12 protein-coding genes are annotated in these 15,734 nt (G+C 69.3%); 8 read left to right on the top strand and 4 right to left on the bottom strand.

Annotation, left to right across the window (positions count from 1 at the left end):
* The first annotated feature begins 91 nt into the window (after positions 1-91).
* The 3 genes from KUV67_10640 (at position 92) to KUV67_10630 (ending at position 4,850) form a co-directional block, all read left to right on the top strand.
* Positions 92-2,341 carry a penicillin acylase family protein gene (locus tag KUV67_10640; protein ID MBY6205339.1) on the top strand — a complete coding sequence of 750 codons (2,250 nt, stop codon included), beginning with the start codon at positions 92-94 and terminating at the stop codon, positions 2,339-2,341.
* A 155-nt stretch (positions 2,342-2,496) separates the two neighbouring features.
* Positions 2,497-3,198, top strand: coding sequence for a Bax inhibitor-1/YccA family protein (locus KUV67_10635; protein ID MBY6205338.1), 702 nt, complete (start codon positions 2,497-2,499; stop codon positions 3,196-3,198).
* 146 nt (positions 3,199-3,344) lie between these two features.
* Complete coding sequence (locus KUV67_10630) at positions 3,345-4,850, top strand: aminotransferase class III-fold pyridoxal phosphate-dependent enzyme (protein MBY6205337.1); 1,506 nt, start codon at positions 3,345-3,347, stop codon at positions 4,848-4,850.
* 150 nt (positions 4,851-5,000) lie between these two features.
* Here KUV67_10630 and KUV67_10625 read toward each other — a convergent pair whose 3' ends face one another.
* A complete protein-coding gene (locus KUV67_10625; GenBank protein MBY6205336.1) occupies positions 5,001-5,402 on the bottom strand; it encodes a hypothetical protein in 402 nt (133 codons plus the stop codon).
* 66 nt (positions 5,403-5,468) lie between these two features.
* On the opposite strand from KUV67_10625, the gene KUV67_10620 reads away from it, so the two are divergent.
* Positions 5,469-6,254, top strand: coding sequence for an enoyl-CoA hydratase/isomerase family protein (locus tag KUV67_10620; GenBank protein MBY6205335.1), 786 nt, complete (start codon positions 5,469-5,471; stop codon positions 6,252-6,254).
* Positions 6,255-6,642: 388 nt separating this feature from the next.
* A complete protein-coding gene (locus tag KUV67_10615; protein MBY6205334.1) occupies positions 6,643-7,350 on the top strand; it encodes a DUF2189 domain-containing protein in 708 nt (235 codons plus the stop codon).
* Positions 7,351-7,421: 71 nt separating this feature from the next.
* Here KUV67_10615 and KUV67_10610 read toward each other — a convergent pair whose 3' ends face one another.
* Both KUV67_10610 and KUV67_10605 read right to left on the bottom strand, forming a co-directional pair.
* Positions 7,422-8,951: a GNAT family N-acetyltransferase gene (locus KUV67_10610; GenBank protein MBY6205333.1), complete on the bottom strand. Its 1,530-nt coding sequence runs from the start codon at positions 8,949-8,951 to the stop codon at positions 7,422-7,424.
* Positions 8,952-9,011: 60 nt separating this feature from the next.
* A complete protein-coding gene (locus KUV67_10605; protein MBY6205332.1) occupies positions 9,012-10,703 on the bottom strand; it encodes an amidohydrolase in 1,692 nt (563 codons plus the stop codon).
* Between the two features lie 194 nt (positions 10,704-10,897).
* On the opposite strand from KUV67_10605, the gene KUV67_10600 reads away from it, so the two are divergent.
* A complete protein-coding gene (locus KUV67_10600; protein ID MBY6205331.1) occupies positions 10,898-11,959 on the top strand; it encodes a glycosyltransferase family 1 protein in 1,062 nt (353 codons plus the stop codon).
* Between the two features lie 4 nt (positions 11,960-11,963).
* On the opposite strand, the gene KUV67_10595 is transcribed toward KUV67_10600, so the two are convergent.
* A complete protein-coding gene (locus tag KUV67_10595; protein MBY6205330.1) occupies positions 11,964-13,523 on the bottom strand; it encodes an MATE family efflux transporter in 1,560 nt (519 codons plus the stop codon).
* A gap of 121 nt (positions 13,524-13,644) precedes the next feature.
* Here KUV67_10595 and xseA point away from each other — a divergent pair, with 121 nt between their 5' ends.
* Together xseA and KUV67_10585 are read left to right on the top strand one after the other, a co-directional pair.
* The gene (gene xseA, locus KUV67_10590; GenBank protein MBY6205329.1) at positions 13,645-15,027 is read left to right on the top strand and encodes an exodeoxyribonuclease VII large subunit; all 1,383 of its coding nucleotides are present in this window, start codon (positions 13,645-13,647) and stop codon (positions 15,025-15,027) included.
* The gene (locus tag KUV67_10585; protein MBY6205328.1) at positions 15,024-15,605 is read left to right on the top strand and encodes an IMPACT family protein; all 582 of its coding nucleotides are present in this window, start codon (positions 15,024-15,026) and stop codon (positions 15,603-15,605) included. Before xseA ends, KUV67_10585 begins: the two co-directional genes overlap by 4 nt.
* The last annotated feature ends 129 nt before the right edge of the window (positions 15,606-15,734 follow it).

Below are 15,734 nucleotides of genomic sequence, written 5' to 3'. Positions count from 1 at the left end.
CCCGGAATCCGCCCCCGCCCGACGCGGCGCGGAGTACCCTCGACTCGGCCGTGCATAATCGGCCGCTGGTTTCCCTCCATGAACTCCGCCGATGCGTCTGCCGATCAAGCGCCTCCTGGTCACCACCCTGCTCTCGATGCTGCTGCTGATCGCCGCGGTCTGGTTCGGGGGCCGATGGTACCTGGCAGGCAGCGTGCTCGACACGGGCGGGCGGGTCGTCCTGCACGGCCTGGACGCCCCGGTGGCGGTGGCCTTCGACGCACGTGGCATTCCGCGGATCCGGGCGGCCACCGACGCCGACGCGGTGCGGGCCCTGGGCTGGCTGCACGCCGCCGAGCGCGGCCTGCAGATGGAGCTGATGCGCGCCGTCGCGCGCGGCGAGCTTTCGACCCTGGTCGGCCCGGCGGCGCTGGACAGCGACCGCCTGCACCAGCGCTTCGGCTTCGCCCGGCGGATCGCACTGGATCCACCGGCGCTCGACCCCGAGGTCCACGAGCTGCTGGTCGCCTACGTCGACGGCATCAACCAGCGCCTGGAGGCCGGCGATCTGCCGCCGGGCCTGCTTTTCCTCGGCGGCGAACCGCGCCGCTGGACCGTGGCCGATGTGCTGACGCTGGCCTACTACCAGACCTGGTACCCGACCACCCTGGTCCAGCGCCTGGCCGAGGCCTGGCGCGCGGCCGGGGATGCCGGCCCGCCGGAGATGGCCGACTGGCTGGACGGGCTGCCGGCCTGGGGGCTGCCGACGATTCCGGCGCAGCGCATGACCGAGGCGTCGAACACCTGGGTGGTCGGCCCGGCGCGTTCGGCCAGCGGCTCGGCGCTTCACGCTTCCGACCCCCACCTGGACATCACGATGGCACCGGGCCTGTGGTACGCGGCCGGCCTGCACAGCGGGGAAACGCTGGACGTGGTCGGCGTGACCGCCCCGGGCCTGCCCTTCGTCGCCATGGGCCACAACGGTCGGATCGCCTTCGCGTTCACGGTCGCACCGGTCGACCTGTTCGAGTTCTACCGCTTCGAGCGGCTCGACGGCGCGGCCGACCTGCTGCGCGGCCCCGAAGGTCCGGTGGAGGTCCACGAGCACGCATCGAGGCTGGCGGTGGCCGGCGACGACGCTCCCGTCGACCTGATCACCCGCAGTACGCGCTACGGAATCGTGATCGACGAAGACGAACACGGCGCGACGGTCATGCACTGGGCCGGCTTCGACCTGCCGGTCGGCGACCTCGTCGCCAAGGGCCTGGCCCTGAACCGGGCCGGGGACTTCGACGCGTTCCGGGCGGCGGCCAGCGACATGGGGGCGCTGTCGGTCAACTGGAGCTACTCCGACCGCGACGGCAACATCGGCTACGTCCAGTCCACGCCGGTGCCGATGCGAACCCACGAGCGCTTCTACGTCACCCTCGACGGCGCCGACCCGGCCAACCACTGGGCGGGCTTCGTGCCGCCGGACCGGCGTCCCCACGCGCTGAACCCGCAGCAGGGCTGGCTGGCGAACTCGAACAATCACGCGGCAAGTGATTTCGAATGGCCGATGCCGGGCTACTACAAGCACCTGCGGATGCGGCGTTCGGCAACATGGCTATCGGGCTCGCGGACGCTCGATCGGTCGAGCATGCACGCGATGCAGATGGACGTCGTGTCCGAACGCGCGCTGTTGTGGAAGGACTGGCTGGCCGAGGTCGCCGAACGAACCGGCCGCGCGCCGCTGGCCGCCGAGCTCCGCGCCTGGGACGGCGCGATGGCCGTCGATTCGGTGACCGCCGGCCTGTTCGCCCTGTGGTGGCACCACCTTCCCGGCCGGCTGTTCGCCCAGGGACCGGTCGACGCCCGGCACGGCCGTACGCTGCTCGACGACTGGCTTGCCGCGGAGCATCCTGCTCCGCTTCCCGGAGCGGACCGCGAAACCGCCGCCGAGCAGGCGCTGGACGACGCCTTGCGCGGCCCGCGACGGCCGCTCGGCGCGATCCAGACCCTGACGGTCGCCCATCCGCTGGCTCGCGCGGGCCTGCTCGACCGCTGGCTGGACCTGACCCGCGGCCCGATGCCGATCGGCTCGGGGCCGGGCGCGCTGAACGTCACCTATCACCGCTGGCATGCAGCCAGCAAACGGCTCTCGGCCGCGGCGGGCGCGTCGATGCGCTACGTGATGGACTGGGCGGACCCGGACGGCTTCACGCTGAACCTGGCCCTCGGCCAGTCCGGACACCCGCTTTCTCCCCACTTCGACGATTTCCTCGCCGACTGGCGAAGCGGAACGCCGTGGACCGTTCCCTGGACCGAGGAAGCGGTCGACCGTTCAACGGTGGCGACGCTTCGGATGACGCCCGCGGATTGATCGGATCGGCCGATCGATCTTCGATCAGCCGCCGTGGAATTCCGATCCCTCCTCGCGGTCCAATTCCCCGTCGGCAGTCACCGCGCGTTCCTCGGACGGTGGTAGATTGCCCGGGCGATTCCGCAACCCATCGAACCTCGAGGAGTGTTTCGACCATGAATGACCAAAGGCATCAAGGCCAGGTCCGTACCGCGACCTACACCGGCACCGACTCCCGTCCGACGATCGACGAGGATGCGCGCCGCGTGCTGCGCAACACCTGGAACCTGCTGGCCATGACGCTGTTGTTCTCCGCCGGCACCGCCGCGCTCTCGATGAGCCAGGGCTGGGGGCACCCCGGCGTCGTGATCACGCTGGTCGGTTACTTCGGCCTGCTGTTCCTGACCATGGCGCTGCGCAACTCCGCCTGGGGCCTGGTCAGCGTGTTCGCCCTGACCGGCTTCATGGGCCTGACGCTGGGTCCGATCATCAGCGCCTACCTGACCATGTTCAGCAACGGAAGCGAACTGGTGATCTCCGCATTCACCGCGACGGCGGTCAGCTTCGTCGCGCTGTCGGCGTTCGCCGTGACCACGAAGAAGGATTTCAGCTTCCTGGGCTCGTTCCTGTTCGCGGGCATCCTGGTCGCGTTCCTGGCGGGCCTGGGCGCCTACTTCTTCGCCCTGCCGATGCTGGCCCTGGCCGTTTCGGCGATCTTCGCGGTCCTGATGTGCGGGCTGATCCTGTTCCAGACCCAGCAGATCGTGCAGGGCGGCGAGCGCAACTACATCATGGCCACGGTGACGCTGTTCGTGTCGATCTACAACCTGTTCACCAGCCTGCTCCACCTGTTCGGCTTCGCCTTCGGCGAGGAGTGAACGCGGCGTCCCGGCCCGGGCCCTCGCCCGGGCTTCGGGCCGGCCGCGGAACCGACATTGGCCCGCGTCCCCGGGGCTGGTAAAATGATGCTTTGACTGCCCCGCCGGCCCCGTGGCCGGCGGCTTGCATTTCCGGAGGTAGACCCATGTCCAGCATTCTCGAGAAACTCGGCCGACTGCGCGAGAGCGGCGGCGAAATCCGAACCCACGGCCTCGGCGACGACGTGATCGAGCGCTTCGCGGCGCGCGACTCGCGGCTGCACCAGGCGGTGGACCAGGCCTTGAGCGTCGCCGAGTGCTGGAAGTCCGCCTACCCCGAGCTGTGGTCGGCCGACGATGCCGAGCAGCAGAAGCAGCTGCAGTCGGGCTACGTCAATTTCTACGCGGACGACGCCGTGAACCCCTACGTGGCGCTGGCCGCGAAGGGGCCGTGGATCGTCACCACCAAGGGCGCGGTGCTGCACGATTCGGGCGGCTACGGCATGCTCGGCTTCGGCCACGCGCCCGACGCCGTCCTGGCCTCGATGAACCAGCCGCACGTCATGGCCAACGTCATGACTCCGAGCTTCAGCCACCTGAAGTTCGTCGAGACCCTGCGCGCCGAACTGGGCCATACGCGTGACGACGGCTGCCCCTTCGAGCGCTTCCTTTGCATGAACTCCGGCTCCGAGTCGGTCACCGTGGCCGGCCGCATCGCCGACATCAACGCCAAGAAGATGACCGATCCGGGCGGGCCTCGCGAGGGCGCGACGATCAAGCGCCTGTCGCTGACCGGCGGCTTCCACGGCCGGACCGACAAGCCGGCCCGCTATTCGGACTCGACCCGCAAGACCTACCATCGCCACCTCGCCTCGTTCCGGGACGACGACGCGCTGGTCACCGTTCGACCGAACGATCTCGACCACCTGAGAGAGATCTTCGAGGAGGCCGAGCGCGACAACGTGTTCTTCGAAGCGGCGTTCATGGAACCGGTGATGGGCGAAGGAAATCCGGGCGCGGCGCTCGACCCCGAGTTCTACGCCCTGGCGCGCGAGCTGACCGAACGCCACGGCACGCTGCTCCTGGTCGACTCGATCCAGGCCGGACTGCGCGCCCAGGGCGTGCTGTCGATCGTCGACTACCCGGGCTTCCAGGACCTGCCGGAGCCGGACCTGGAAACCTGGTCGAAGGCGCTGAACGCCGGCCAGTACCCGCTGTCGGTGCTCGGCATGAACGAGAAGGCCGCGGCGATCTACCGCAAGGGCGTGTACGGCAACACGATGACGACCAACCCGCGCGCACTCGACGTGGCGACCACGGTCCTGACCCTGGTCACGCCGGAGGTGCGGCGAAACATCGTCGAGCGGGGCCGCGAGTTCGTCGAGAAGCTCGAGAAGCTCATGGGCGAACTGGACGGCCGGATCACCCGGGTCCAGGGCACGGGCCTGCTGTTCTCCGTGGAACTCGACGGACAGCGCTACAAGGCCTACGGCGCCGGCTCCACCGAGGAATACCTGCGCGAGCACGGCATCAACGTCATCCACGGCGGCGAGAACTCGCTGCGCTACACGCCGGGCTTCACCACCACATCGGCGGAAGTCGACCTGATCGTCGAGGCCACGCGCGACGCGCTGCTGAACGGACCGGTCAAGCAGGTCGACCAGGCCGCCTGATCGAAGAACGCCCCGGGGGCTCCGCCCGCGGCACGAGTACAGACGAAAACGCCCCGGCATGAACCGGGGCGTTTTCGCATGGGGCGCTCGTTGGCGAGCCGCGTTCGAAGCCTCTGCAAACCTGCAGGCGCCGGTCTTGCGGGGCCCTGATCAGAAATCGAAATACAGCGACACGTGTCCACCGGGGTAACGGAACGGGCGCGGATGGGGATACGGCACGGGCCCACCGAAGTACACGCCAGGGCGATAGACGGGAAAGGCGGCATGCCGGCAGTAGGGGCCGTGGCGTTGGTCATGGCGATGGTCATGGCGATATCCATGACGATAACCGTGGCGGTGGCCGTGCCGAGCGCCGTGGCGATACCCATGACGGTAGCCATGTCGAGCGCCGTGGCGAGCACCATGCCGGTAGCCGTGAGCCGCGCCATGACGATCGTAGCCGTGGTCTCGATAACCGTGTCCGCCGTGATGCGGACCGCCGGCGAAACTCAGCGCAGACGCGCCGAGCATCAGGGCCGCGATTCCCGCGGAGATCAGGTGAGTACGCTTCATGTCGGCCTCCGTGCCGAGGGGTACGGGTACACTCTAGGCAACCCCTGCTGAATCCGGCCTGAATCGATGTCCCAAGCCTCGAAGCGCTCGTCCCTGCTGGAAATCCACGATCATGACCACGCCATCCGCGAGCTGAGGCTCGCGCGTGCCCCGGTCAACGCCTTGAATCCCGCCCTGGTCCGCGAGTTGCTCGACGAGGTTCGCAGCGCCCCCGCCGACGGCGTCGAGGCGCTGGTCCTGTCGGGCCGCGAAGGCCTGTTTTCGGCCGGGCTCGACCTCCCGGAACTGCTGGCGCTGGACGAAAACGGCATGGAGGACTTCTGGGGCGACTTCTTCGCGCTGCTCGAAGCGCTCGCACGCTCACCGGTTCCGATCGCCAGCGCCATCACCGGCCACTCCCCGGCTGGCGGCACCGTGCTCGCCTTGTTCACCGACTACCGCGTGCAGGCCGAAGGCGACTTCAAGCTCGGCCTGAACGAGGTCCAGGTCGGCCTGATCGTGCCTCCGGTCATTCACCGGGCGCTGGCTCGCCTGATCGGCCCCTACCCGGCCGAGCGCCACCTGGTGGCCGGCCAGATGATCGGCGCCGAACGGGCGCTCGCGATCGGTCTCGTGGACGAGGCCCTGCCCGTCGACCGCGTGGTTGATCGCGCGCTCGAGTGGTGTCGTTTCCACCTCCAGCTGCCGCGGCATTCGATGCGCGGGACCCGCGAACTGGTCCGTGCCGACCTTTGCGCCTTCTTCGACGAGGAGTCCCTGATGGACACGAAGGCGTTCACCCGCTTCTGGTTCCAGCCGGACACCCAGGCCACGCTGAAGCAGGTCGTCGAGCAACTGAAAGCGCGTCGCTGACCGGAGGACCTGCCGGCCCATTGCGCTCGCGGCGGGTCGCTGACTACACTCCTAGTGGGCCATGCGGCTAATTGGATAATGCTCAGAGCCACTGTGCCGGTGCGAATCAAGGCGCGTTTCGCAGGGAATGGCCGCCCCCTTGCCAAGAAACGCAACGCCGAGTCGGGCCGGCACAGTGACTCCCGAAGGGCCGCCGCACCAGCGCCGTGTACTGCGTTCCACTCGCTAGACGGCCCGGCAAGGACGCCTGCGCTCGCGCGCCTTGCACACGACGCCGGTGCGACGGCTGAGTGTTACCCAATTGGCCGCATGGCCCACTAGCATGCGCAGCGAGCCCACGCCGGCCGACCAACGCCCGTTCGCCGCTCCGTGCAGGCGAATTCCAACCATGGCCGCGTTCGCATGGCTGCGCGCAGGTGCCGCCGTCTACGTCGCAAGCCTGCGCGTCAGCCTCGCTTACGGGCTGCTGATCTTCCTGCTGAGCCTGGCCGTCAGCCTGCTGGCCTGGAAGGCCGGACGCTACGGCCTGGTGATGGCCATGCTGTCCGGGTTCGTGTTCATCGCACCACTGCTGGCCACGGGGATGTACTCGGTCAGCCGCCAGATCGAACGCGGCGAGCGGCCGTCCTTCTCACGATCGTTCCGGCGGATGCGGATGGCGATCCGCGATGCGCTGATCTTCGCGCTGGCGCTCACGGTGATCTTCCTCGTCTGGGTGCGTGCCGCCTTCATGCTTCACGTGTTCTTTCCGGTCGGCGCCGAGGCGAGCCTCGAGGCCGAACTGACCTTCCTCGCGATCGGATCGGCCGTGGGATCGATCTTCGCCGCCATCGTGTTCGCCATCTCGGCATTCTCGCTGCCGATGATCGTCGACCGCGATGCGGACATGATCACCGCCTGCGTGACCAGCGTGAACGCGGTCCTGCGAAACAAGCCGGCAATGGCCGTCTGGGCGGCCTGCATCGTCGCCCTGACCGCCCTGGGCCTCGCCACCGCCGGCCTCGGACTGATCGCCGTGATCCCGCTGCTCGGCTACGCCACGCACCACGGCTATCGCCAGACCATCGATGCATCGGAGTGGCCGCTGTCCCCCTAGGTGGAAAAGGGACTCGGGGCTAGTGGGGGCCACACGGGATTACTCGCCCCTGGCCCCTCGCCCACCGCTTGTTAGCGCCACTTGAGCTCGTACAGGTCCAGCCTGCGATCGCGCAGGTTGCGCACGGAACCATGCGACCGGATCTCGCGCAGGTTGTCGAGATCGAGGTCGGCGATCAGCATGGTCTCCGTATTGGCGGTCGCCTCGGCGGCGATGGCGTCGTGCGGGAAGGCGAAGTCCGACGGCGTGAACACCGCGGCCTGGGAGTACTGCATGTCCATGTTCTCGACCCGCGGGAGGTTGCCGACCGAGCCGGAGATGACCACGTAGCACTCGTTCTCGATGGCCCGCGCCTGGGCGCAACGCCGAACCCTCAGGTAGGCGTTCTTGGTGTCGGTCCAGTACGGGACGAACAGGATGTGCAGCCCCTGTTCGGCGAGCAGGCGCGGCAGCTCGGGAAACTCGACGTCGTAGCAGACCAGGATGCCGATCTTGCCGAAGTCCGTGTCGAAGACCCTGACCTTGTCGCCGCCGACCAGGCCCCAGTAGCTGACCTCGTCGGGGGTGACATGGATCTTGTACTGGCGCTCCCAGGTACCGTCGCGCCGGAGCAGGTAGCAGACGTTGCGCAGCTTCTCGCCGTCGTACTCGGGCATCGAGCCGGCGACGATATTGATGTTGTACGACACCGCGAACTTCAACATCTGCTCGCGGATGGCCTCGGTATAGCCGGCCAGCTGACGAACGGCTTCGGCCGGCCCCTGGTCGTTCCACGGTGCCATCATCGGCCCGTTGAAGAACTCGGGGAACAGCACCACGTCGGCCTGGTAGCCCGAGACCGCATCGACGAAGTACTCGATCTGCCCGTAGAGGTCTTCGAGCGATCGGGTCGGTCGCATCTGCCACTGCACGGCGCCGATCCGGACGTCGGACGGACGGCCGCCGATGATGTCCGACTCCTCCGTGTGATAGATGTTGACCCACTCGAGCAGGGTCGCGAAGCCGTGCGACTGCTGGTCGTCGGGCAGGTAGCCGCGGATGATCTTGCGGACCTGGAAATCGTTGGCCAGCTGGAAGGTCAGGATCGGATCGACCAGCTCGCGCGCCCGCACCTGGTCGACGTACTGCTGCGGCGTCATCTCCTCGCGGTGCTTCTCGTAGCCGGGGATGCGGCCACCGACCACGATGCCGCGCAGGTTCAGCTGCTCGCACAACGCCTTGCGCGCGTCGTAGAGCCGGCGGCCCAGGCGCAGGTCGCGGTAGTCGGGGTGGACAAACACGTCGACCCCGTAGAGCACGTCGCCCTTCGGGTCGTGCGTGGTCAGGTACCCGTTCCCGGTGATGTCCCAGTACTTGTGGTCGTGGCCCCAGCGGCTGTACTTGACCCGCAGCGAAATGGCCGCCGCCACGACCTTGCCGTTGTCCTCGATGCAGAGCTGCCCTTCCGGGAAACGCTGGATCTGCGACTCGAACTGCTCCTTCGTCCAGGCCCCGTCGAGCTTGCCGGGGTAGACCCGGTCCATGATCTCGGCGATATCGGCGTAGTCCTCGAGCTCGGTCTGGCGGAGCTTCAGGTGGTGCTGGTCGGTGTCTGCGCTCATGCGGTCGTGTTCGGTGAACGAATGCGTCTAGCCTACACGTGCCCCGGCAGGAAGGGCGGACTACATCGGGGAGTCGTCGGCGCGAAAGACAGGTTCGCCATCCAGCGCGGTGACCAGTACCCGGATCGAATGCAGCTCCCCGACCGGCGCTTCCAGCGGATCCCGGTCCAGGACCACGAAATCGGCCCGCTTGCCGGCGGTCAGCGACCCCACCTCGTCTTCGGCGAAGGCCGCCTTCGCCGCCTCGATCGTGAAGCCTGCCAGCGCGACCTCGACGGTCACCCGCTGGTCCGGAAGCCAGCCCCCGGGCGGCTCGCCCTCGCGGTCCTGCCGCGTCACCGCCGCGTGGATGCCGAAGAACGGATTGACCGGCTCGACGGGGAAATCCGACCCGAAGGCCAGCGGCGCCCCGGCCTTGCGCAGGCGCTGCCAGGCGTAGGCGCCCTGCAGCCTCGTTTCGCCGAGCCGCTGCTCGGCCCAGCGCATGTCGGAGGTCGCGTGGGTCGGCTGCATGCTGGCCACGATGCCGGCCCCGGCCAGGCGCGGGATATCGTCCGGATCGATGATCTGAACGTGCTCGATGCGGTGCCGGCCCGGGTTGTCCGGATGCCGGGCCTGGCCGGCGATCAACGCGTCGACGACCTGGCGGTTCGCCCGGTCGCCGATGGCATGGATGGCGACCTGCAGACCGCAGCCCATGGCGCGGTCGACCACCGACTGGAGTTCGGCGTCGGTCTCGAACAGCAGGCCGCGGTTTCCCGGGTCGTCGCTGTACGGCGCCAGCAGCGCGGCGCCGCGGCTGCCCAGTGCGCCATCGGCGTAGAGCTTGACCGCGCGGGCGGAAACCCGCCCGGTCTCGACGGTGCCCATGCGACAGAGCGCGTCGAGGTGCTCGCTGTCGCCGTCGGCCATGGCGTGGATCCGGGCCGTGAGTTCTCCCGCCGCCTCGCGGTGCAGGAAGCGGCGCACATCGGCCAGCGACGTGCCGGCGTCGTGCACCCCGGTCAACCCGAGCCGGGCCATCTCGGCCAGCGCGCGGTCCAGCGCAAGGGCGAATTCGGCTTCCGACGGCGGCGGAATCACGGCCCGGAACGGCGCCTCGGCGCGGTCGACGAACACGCCGGTCGCTCGGCCTGCCTCGTCGCGCACGATCTGCCCGCCCTCGGGCTGCCAGTCGCCCGAGAACTCGACGCCGGTCGCACGGATGGCCGCCGTATTCGCCCAGACCGCGTGGCCGTCGACCCGTTCGAGCAGCACCGGCCGCTCCGGGAACGCCTCGTCGAGGTCGGCGGCAGTCGGAAACGAAGGGTCCTCCCACAGCGTCTGGTCCCAGCCGCGGCCCTGCAACCAGGCGCCGTCGGGCAGCTCCGCTTCGTGGGCGCGCAGGCGCTCGAGGACCTCGGCCCGGCTTGCCGCACCCACCAGGTCGGCGTTCAACCGCGCCAGGCCCAATCCCATCACGTGGCCGTGCGCATCGATCAGGCCCGGAATCACGGCCTTGCCGCCGAGGTCGATCACCTCGACGTCCGGGTACCACGCCTGCAGGTCCGCGCTGGACCCGACCGCCACCAGGCGACCGTCCGCGTCCCACGCCAGGGCCTCGGCGCGGGGTCGATCGGCATCCATGGTGTGGATCACGCCGTTGATCGCCACCTTGACCGCATCGCGCTCGGCCTCGCCGAGTCCGCAAGGCGACAGGGAAACGAGGGCCAGCATCAGCGCGGCCGCGAACGAACGATCGATTCGGGTCATTGGTCGGGTCTCGTCGGGGACGGCTCATTGTTGGCGACTGTCACGGCTTCGTCAACGGGCCGTCATCGCGTTGCAAGGCGGAGTCAGCACGATGACGCAAACGATGACGCAGACCCGCAGGAGAATTCGCGATGAACGCCCCGGAACGGCTCCGCACCGCCCGCACCGGCCCTGATCGGCCGCAGGGAAGCGGCATGAGGATCCTGCTGGTCACGGACGCCTGGACGCCCCAGGTCAACGGGGTGGTCCGTACGCTCGGTCGGACGCGAGAGACGCTGCAGTCGCTCGGCCACGAGGTCTCGGTCCTGTCGCCGGAGGGGCGAGCCACGATCGGCTGTCCGGGCTACAGCGAGATCCGACTGACGCTGCGGCCGCACCGCGCCGCCAGGGAGGTTCTCGTCGACCGCGAACGCTTCGACGCCATCCACATCGCCACCGAGGGTCCCCTGGGCTGGGCCGCGCGGCGACGGTGCCTGCAGCTCGGCCTGCGCTTCACCACCTCGTACCACACGAGGTTTCCGGAATACCTCCGCCTGCGCGCACCGATTCCGCTGACCTGGAGCTATCGGCTGATGCGCCGCTTCCACGCGGCGGCAGCACGCACTTTCGTGCGGACGGCCACGCAGCGCCGCCTGCTGACGGAGCGAGGCTTCGAGCGGCTGGCGATCTGGCCCGGGGCGGTCGATACGCGGCTGTTCCATCCGCGCGACAAGGACGCGCTGGCGCTGCCGCGGCCGATCTCGATGTACATGGGGCGGGTGGCGCCCGAGAAAAATCTCGAAACCTTTCTCGACCTGTCGCTACCCGGCTCGAAGGTGATCGTCGGCGGCGGTCCGTCGCTGGAGCGCCTGCGACGGCGCTATCCCGACGCCCACTTCCTCGGTTATCGACACGGGCGAGCGCTGGCCGAAACGCTGGCCGCGGCAGATGTGTTCGTGTTTCCGAGCCGGACCGACACGCTGGGCCTGGTCATCCTGGAAGCCCAGGCCTGCGGCGTCCCGGTGGCTGCACTCCCGGTCCCCGGGCCCCAGGACCTGATCGTCGACGGCGCCAACGGTGCGCTGGACGAGAACCTCCGCGACGCGGTGTTCCGCGCGCTGGCGGTCGCGCCCGAGGACTGCGTGGAGTACGCCCAGCAGCATTCCTGGGAGGCCAGCACGCGGCGCTTCGTCGATGGCCTGGTCGCCGCGCGGAGCGGACCCGCGGCGGCGACCGACGAGCCGCTCGACGCGCCGCTGGCCGATCCGGCCGGTTGATCGCTCAGCACCTGGCCGGGTCGGTCCGGGTGTTTCCGGCCGGCGCGGTGTCGTCCTGCCGGTCGCTGCCGCCTTCCGACCGGTCGCCGTCGGCATCCTCGGCGAGTCCTTGCTGCTCGGCCTTCTTCAGCCAGCGCAGCGAGTGCCACGCGATCGCGATGCCCGCCAGGCCGTTGGCTGCGGCAATGGCTGCATACACGGTCTCGGAACCGTCGATGCGCGACGCGATCCAGACCATGGGCACGTAGAACACGGCGATCCGGGTCAGCGAATAGGACAAGCCGGTCAACGACTTTCCGAGGCCGTTGAAGCCGCCGGCAGCGACGATCGCCACGCCGTAGCCCCACAGGCTGATCGGCACGATATGCAGATAGCGGGCCGCCTCTTCGGCCACCGAGGTTTCCGAGGCGAACCAACCGGCGATGGTCTGCCCGAACAGCGCGAACAGCCCCGCCAGCAGCAGGGACCAGCCCGCGCAGATGGCGTAGGCGATGCCGAGCGCCTTGCGGACACGTCCGATCTCGCCGGCACCCCAATTCTGGCCGGCCATCGGGCCGATCGCCGAGGACAGCGCCAGCATCGGCAGGATCGCGAAGGCCTCGAGCCGGGTCGCCACGCCGAAGCCGGCGACGACCTGCGACCCCAGGACGGCGATCAGCGCGGTGGCCACCGCGATGCCGGCCGGGTTCGACGCGTTGCCGATCGCCGCGGGCAGTCCGATCCACAGCACCTCGCGCGCCGATCGGAGGAACGGCCGGACCGCGGGCACGCGCGCCTCGACGAGCCGGTCGCGCTTCAGCACCAGGTACAGGGCCATCGCGAGCGACAGCACCCGGGCCACCAGCGTGCCCACTGCCGCACCTTCGATCCCCAGTCCGGGCACCGGCCCCCAGCCGAAGATCAGCAACGGCGTGACTGCCGCATTGACCACCGAGGCGGCGATCATGATGAAGCTCGGCCAGAACGCGTCGCCGCAGGCGCGGACCATGGCATTGGCGACCATCGGCACGACCACGAACGGCAGCGACAGGAACCAGATCCGCATGTAGGCCACCACCAGGTCCAGCACATCGCCCTGGGCACCGAGCAACTGGAACAGGGGCCGGACCAGCAGGATGCCGACCGCGGCCATCAGCACGGCGATGACCGAGGCCAGCAGCAGCGCATCGGTCGCTCGACGGTGCATGCGGTCCTGCTGACCCTCGCCGACCGCGCGCGAAACCACCGACGCCGCGCCCGCCGCCAAGCCGATCGACAGGCTGGTCAGGGTCAGGGCCACGGGAAAACTGAAGGACAGAGCGGCCAGCGCATCGGTCCCGAGGCGGCCGACGAAATAGGTATCGACCAGCTGGACCGAAATCACCGCAGCGATGCCGAACAGCATCGGCCCGGCCAGGCGCAGCAGATTGACGGAAACCGGACCCGAGGTCAGGTCGCGGTCCTTGCTCCGGGCATTCGCGCTGTCGTTCTCGCGATCGATTTCGCGATCGTTTTCGCGATCGGTCTCGCGGTCGCCCGAGGCGTCTCGTTCCGGCGCGTGCTCTGGGGCTTGCGGGTCGCTCATTCAGGTCGTGCGGACGGGCGCTCGGCACGTCGCACCCAATCCGGGGAAGGCGTCAGTATCCACGGACCGTGTGCAGGCGATGCGACCGGGCGGGCAGCTGCACGGCTCGTATAATTCCGCGATGAGCATTGCACCGCCCGGCCCCGAAACCCTCGTCTACACGCCCGCCGAACTGAATCGCGAGGTTCGCGTCCACCTGGAAGCCGGCTTCGCGCGCATCTGGCTGTCGGGAGAGATCTCGAACCTCGCGCGGCCCGCTTCCGGGCACCTCTACTTCACCCTGAAGGATGCACGCGCCCAGGTCCGCTGCGCGCTGTTCCGCAGCAACCAGGGCAACGTGTCGGCCCGGCCGGCCAACGGCGACCAGGTGCTGGTTCGCGGCCGGATCAGCCTGTACGAGCCCCGCGGCGACTACCAGCTGATCGCCGATGCCCTGCTTCCGGCCGGCAGCGGCGCACTGCAGCAGGCCTTCGAGGCACTGAAGAAGAAGCTCCAGGCCGAGGGCCTGTTCGACCCGGACCGGAAGCGCCCCCTACCGACCCACCCGGCCCGGATCGCCGTGGTGACGTCGCCGTCGGGCGCGGCGCTGCGCGACATCCTGACCACCCTGAGGCGGCGCTGGCCAGCGGCCCGCGTGGACGTGCACGGCAGCACGGTCCAGGGCGAGAGCGCGCCGGGCGAATTGACCCGCGCATTGCAGGCGGCCGACCGCAGCGGCGCCGACGTGGTGCTGCTGGCGCGGGGCGGCGGATCGATCGAAGACCTGTGGGCATTCAACGACGAGGCGCTTGCCCGGGTCATCGGCGACATGCGGACCCCGGTCGTCTCCGGCGTCGGCCATGAGACCGATTTCACGATCGCCGACTTCGTGGCCGACCTGCGCGCCGCAACCCCCACCGCCGCCGCCGAAGCGGTCACGCCCGACGGCCCGGCCCTGCGTCGCCAGATCGACGCCCTGCGCGATCGTCTCCGACGCGCGATCGGACGGACGCTGCAGCAGGACTGGCAGCGACTCGACGGCCTGGACCGCCGCCGTGCTGCTGCCCATCCGCGGCGACGGCTCGGCGAGTTCGACCAGCGCCTCCGCGGCCTGCAGCGGCAGCTTCGCCGCGCCGCTCGCCGCCGGCTGGAGAACGACCTGCGCCGGACCGAGGGCCTCGCCGCGCGCCTGGCCGCCCGGCACCCGGCGCCGCGCCTGCGCGAGGCTGCCGGCCGCCGCGACGCGCTCGATCGGCGCCTGCGCATGGCGATGGCGCAGTCGCTGGAACGGGCCGCGTCCCGGCTGGGGCAGCATGCGCGTGCGCTCGATGCGGTAAGCCCGCTGGCGGTGCTCGACCGGGGCTACGCGGTCCTGCTCGACGACGACGGCAGGCTGCTCTCGCGGCGCGACGACTTCGAGCCGGGCCGGTCGTTCCGGGCGCGGGTCCGCGATTTCACCGTGCACGCCCGCGTCGAGGACGTGGACGACGCGGCGGACAGCGTCGAGACCACGTCGCAGGAATGAATCGCCTCACCGGCATCGCCAGGGTCGAGCAGACGATCCGCAAGAGCCGGTTCATCGGGGTCTGCGGCCCGATCGACGGCCCGGACGACGCCGCGGCCTTCGTCGCCGAGCACGGCGCGGAGGGCTGCCGGCACGTGGCCTTTGCCTGGCGCGTGGGCAGTACGGTGCGCTTCGACGACGCCGGTGAGCCCGGCGGCACCGCGGGACGGCCGATCCTGGCCGCGCTCGAGCACTTCGACCTCGACCGCTCGATCGCCGTGGTCAGCCGCTTCTTCGGCGGGGTCAAGCTCGGCACGGGCGGCCTGGCCCGGGCCTACGGCGGCACAGCGATGGCAGTCCTGCAGGCCGCGCCGACGGCGCCGATCGTCGCGATGACCGAGCGCATCGTGGAAGCCGGGTTCGAATTCGCCGACGCGCTGCACCGGCAGGTCGACGAACTCGGCGGTGAGAAACTCGACGAAGGCTGGACCTCCGACGGCGTCAGGCTCCAGGTCCGCCTGCCGGAAGGCCGCGCACCCGCGCTGGAACGCGCGGTACGGGAAATCACCCGCGGCCAGGGAAGCTGCTCGGCGCCCTAGCTCGACGTTGTGAATGATTTCAGGTCAAGCGCTGACCGCAGCTACTGGTGAACAAAAGCAGAACGGAAAATGCTTACCGCAGATGAACGCAGAGGGACGCAGATTGAATACAAATGCGATAAAGAGATA

It is taken from the genome of Halomonas denitrificans (genome assembly GCA_019800895.1).
Taxonomy (GTDB): Bacteria; Pseudomonadota; Gammaproteobacteria; order Xanthomonadales; family Wenzhouxiangellaceae.
The sequence above is the reverse complement of the archived record's forward strand: the minus strand, read 5'-3'. Positions and strand labels throughout refer to the sequence as shown.

Coding starts and splice junctions, on each gene's coding strand:
- KUV67_10595 (MBY6205330.1), bottom strand. CDS start 13,523: ATGAGCGACCCGCAAGCCCCAGAGCACGCGCCGGAACGAGACGCCTCG.
- KUV67_10635 (MBY6205338.1), top strand. CDS start 2,497: ATGAATGACCAAAGGCATCAAGGCCAGGTCCGTACCGCGACCTACACC.
- xseA (MBY6205329.1), top strand. CDS start 13,645: ATGAGCATTGCACCGCCCGGCCCCGAAACCCTCGTCTACACGCCCGCC.
- KUV67_10625 (MBY6205336.1), bottom strand. CDS start 5,402: ATGAAGCGTACTCACCTGATCTCCGCGGGAATCGCGGCCCTGATGCTC.
- KUV67_10620 (MBY6205335.1), top strand. CDS start 5,469: ATGTCCCAAGCCTCGAAGCGCTCGTCCCTGCTGGAAATCCACGATCAT.
- KUV67_10600 (MBY6205331.1), top strand. CDS start 10,898: ATGAGGATCCTGCTGGTCACGGACGCCTGGACGCCCCAGGTCAACGGG.
- KUV67_10585 (MBY6205328.1), top strand. CDS start 15,024: ATGAATCGCCTCACCGGCATCGCCAGGGTCGAGCAGACGATCCGCAAG.
- KUV67_10605 (MBY6205332.1), bottom strand. CDS start 10,703: ATGACCCGAATCGATCGTTCGTTCGCGGCCGCGCTGATGCTGGCCCTC.
- KUV67_10615 (MBY6205334.1), top strand. CDS start 6,643: ATGGCCGCGTTCGCATGGCTGCGCGCAGGTGCCGCCGTCTACGTCGCA.
- KUV67_10610 (MBY6205333.1), bottom strand. CDS start 8,951: ATGAGCGCAGACACCGACCAGCACCACCTGAAGCTCCGCCAGACCGAG.
- KUV67_10630 (MBY6205337.1), top strand. CDS start 3,345: ATGTCCAGCATTCTCGAGAAACTCGGCCGACTGCGCGAGAGCGGCGGC.
- KUV67_10640 (MBY6205339.1), top strand. CDS start 92: ATGCGTCTGCCGATCAAGCGCCTCCTGGTCACCACCCTGCTCTCGATG.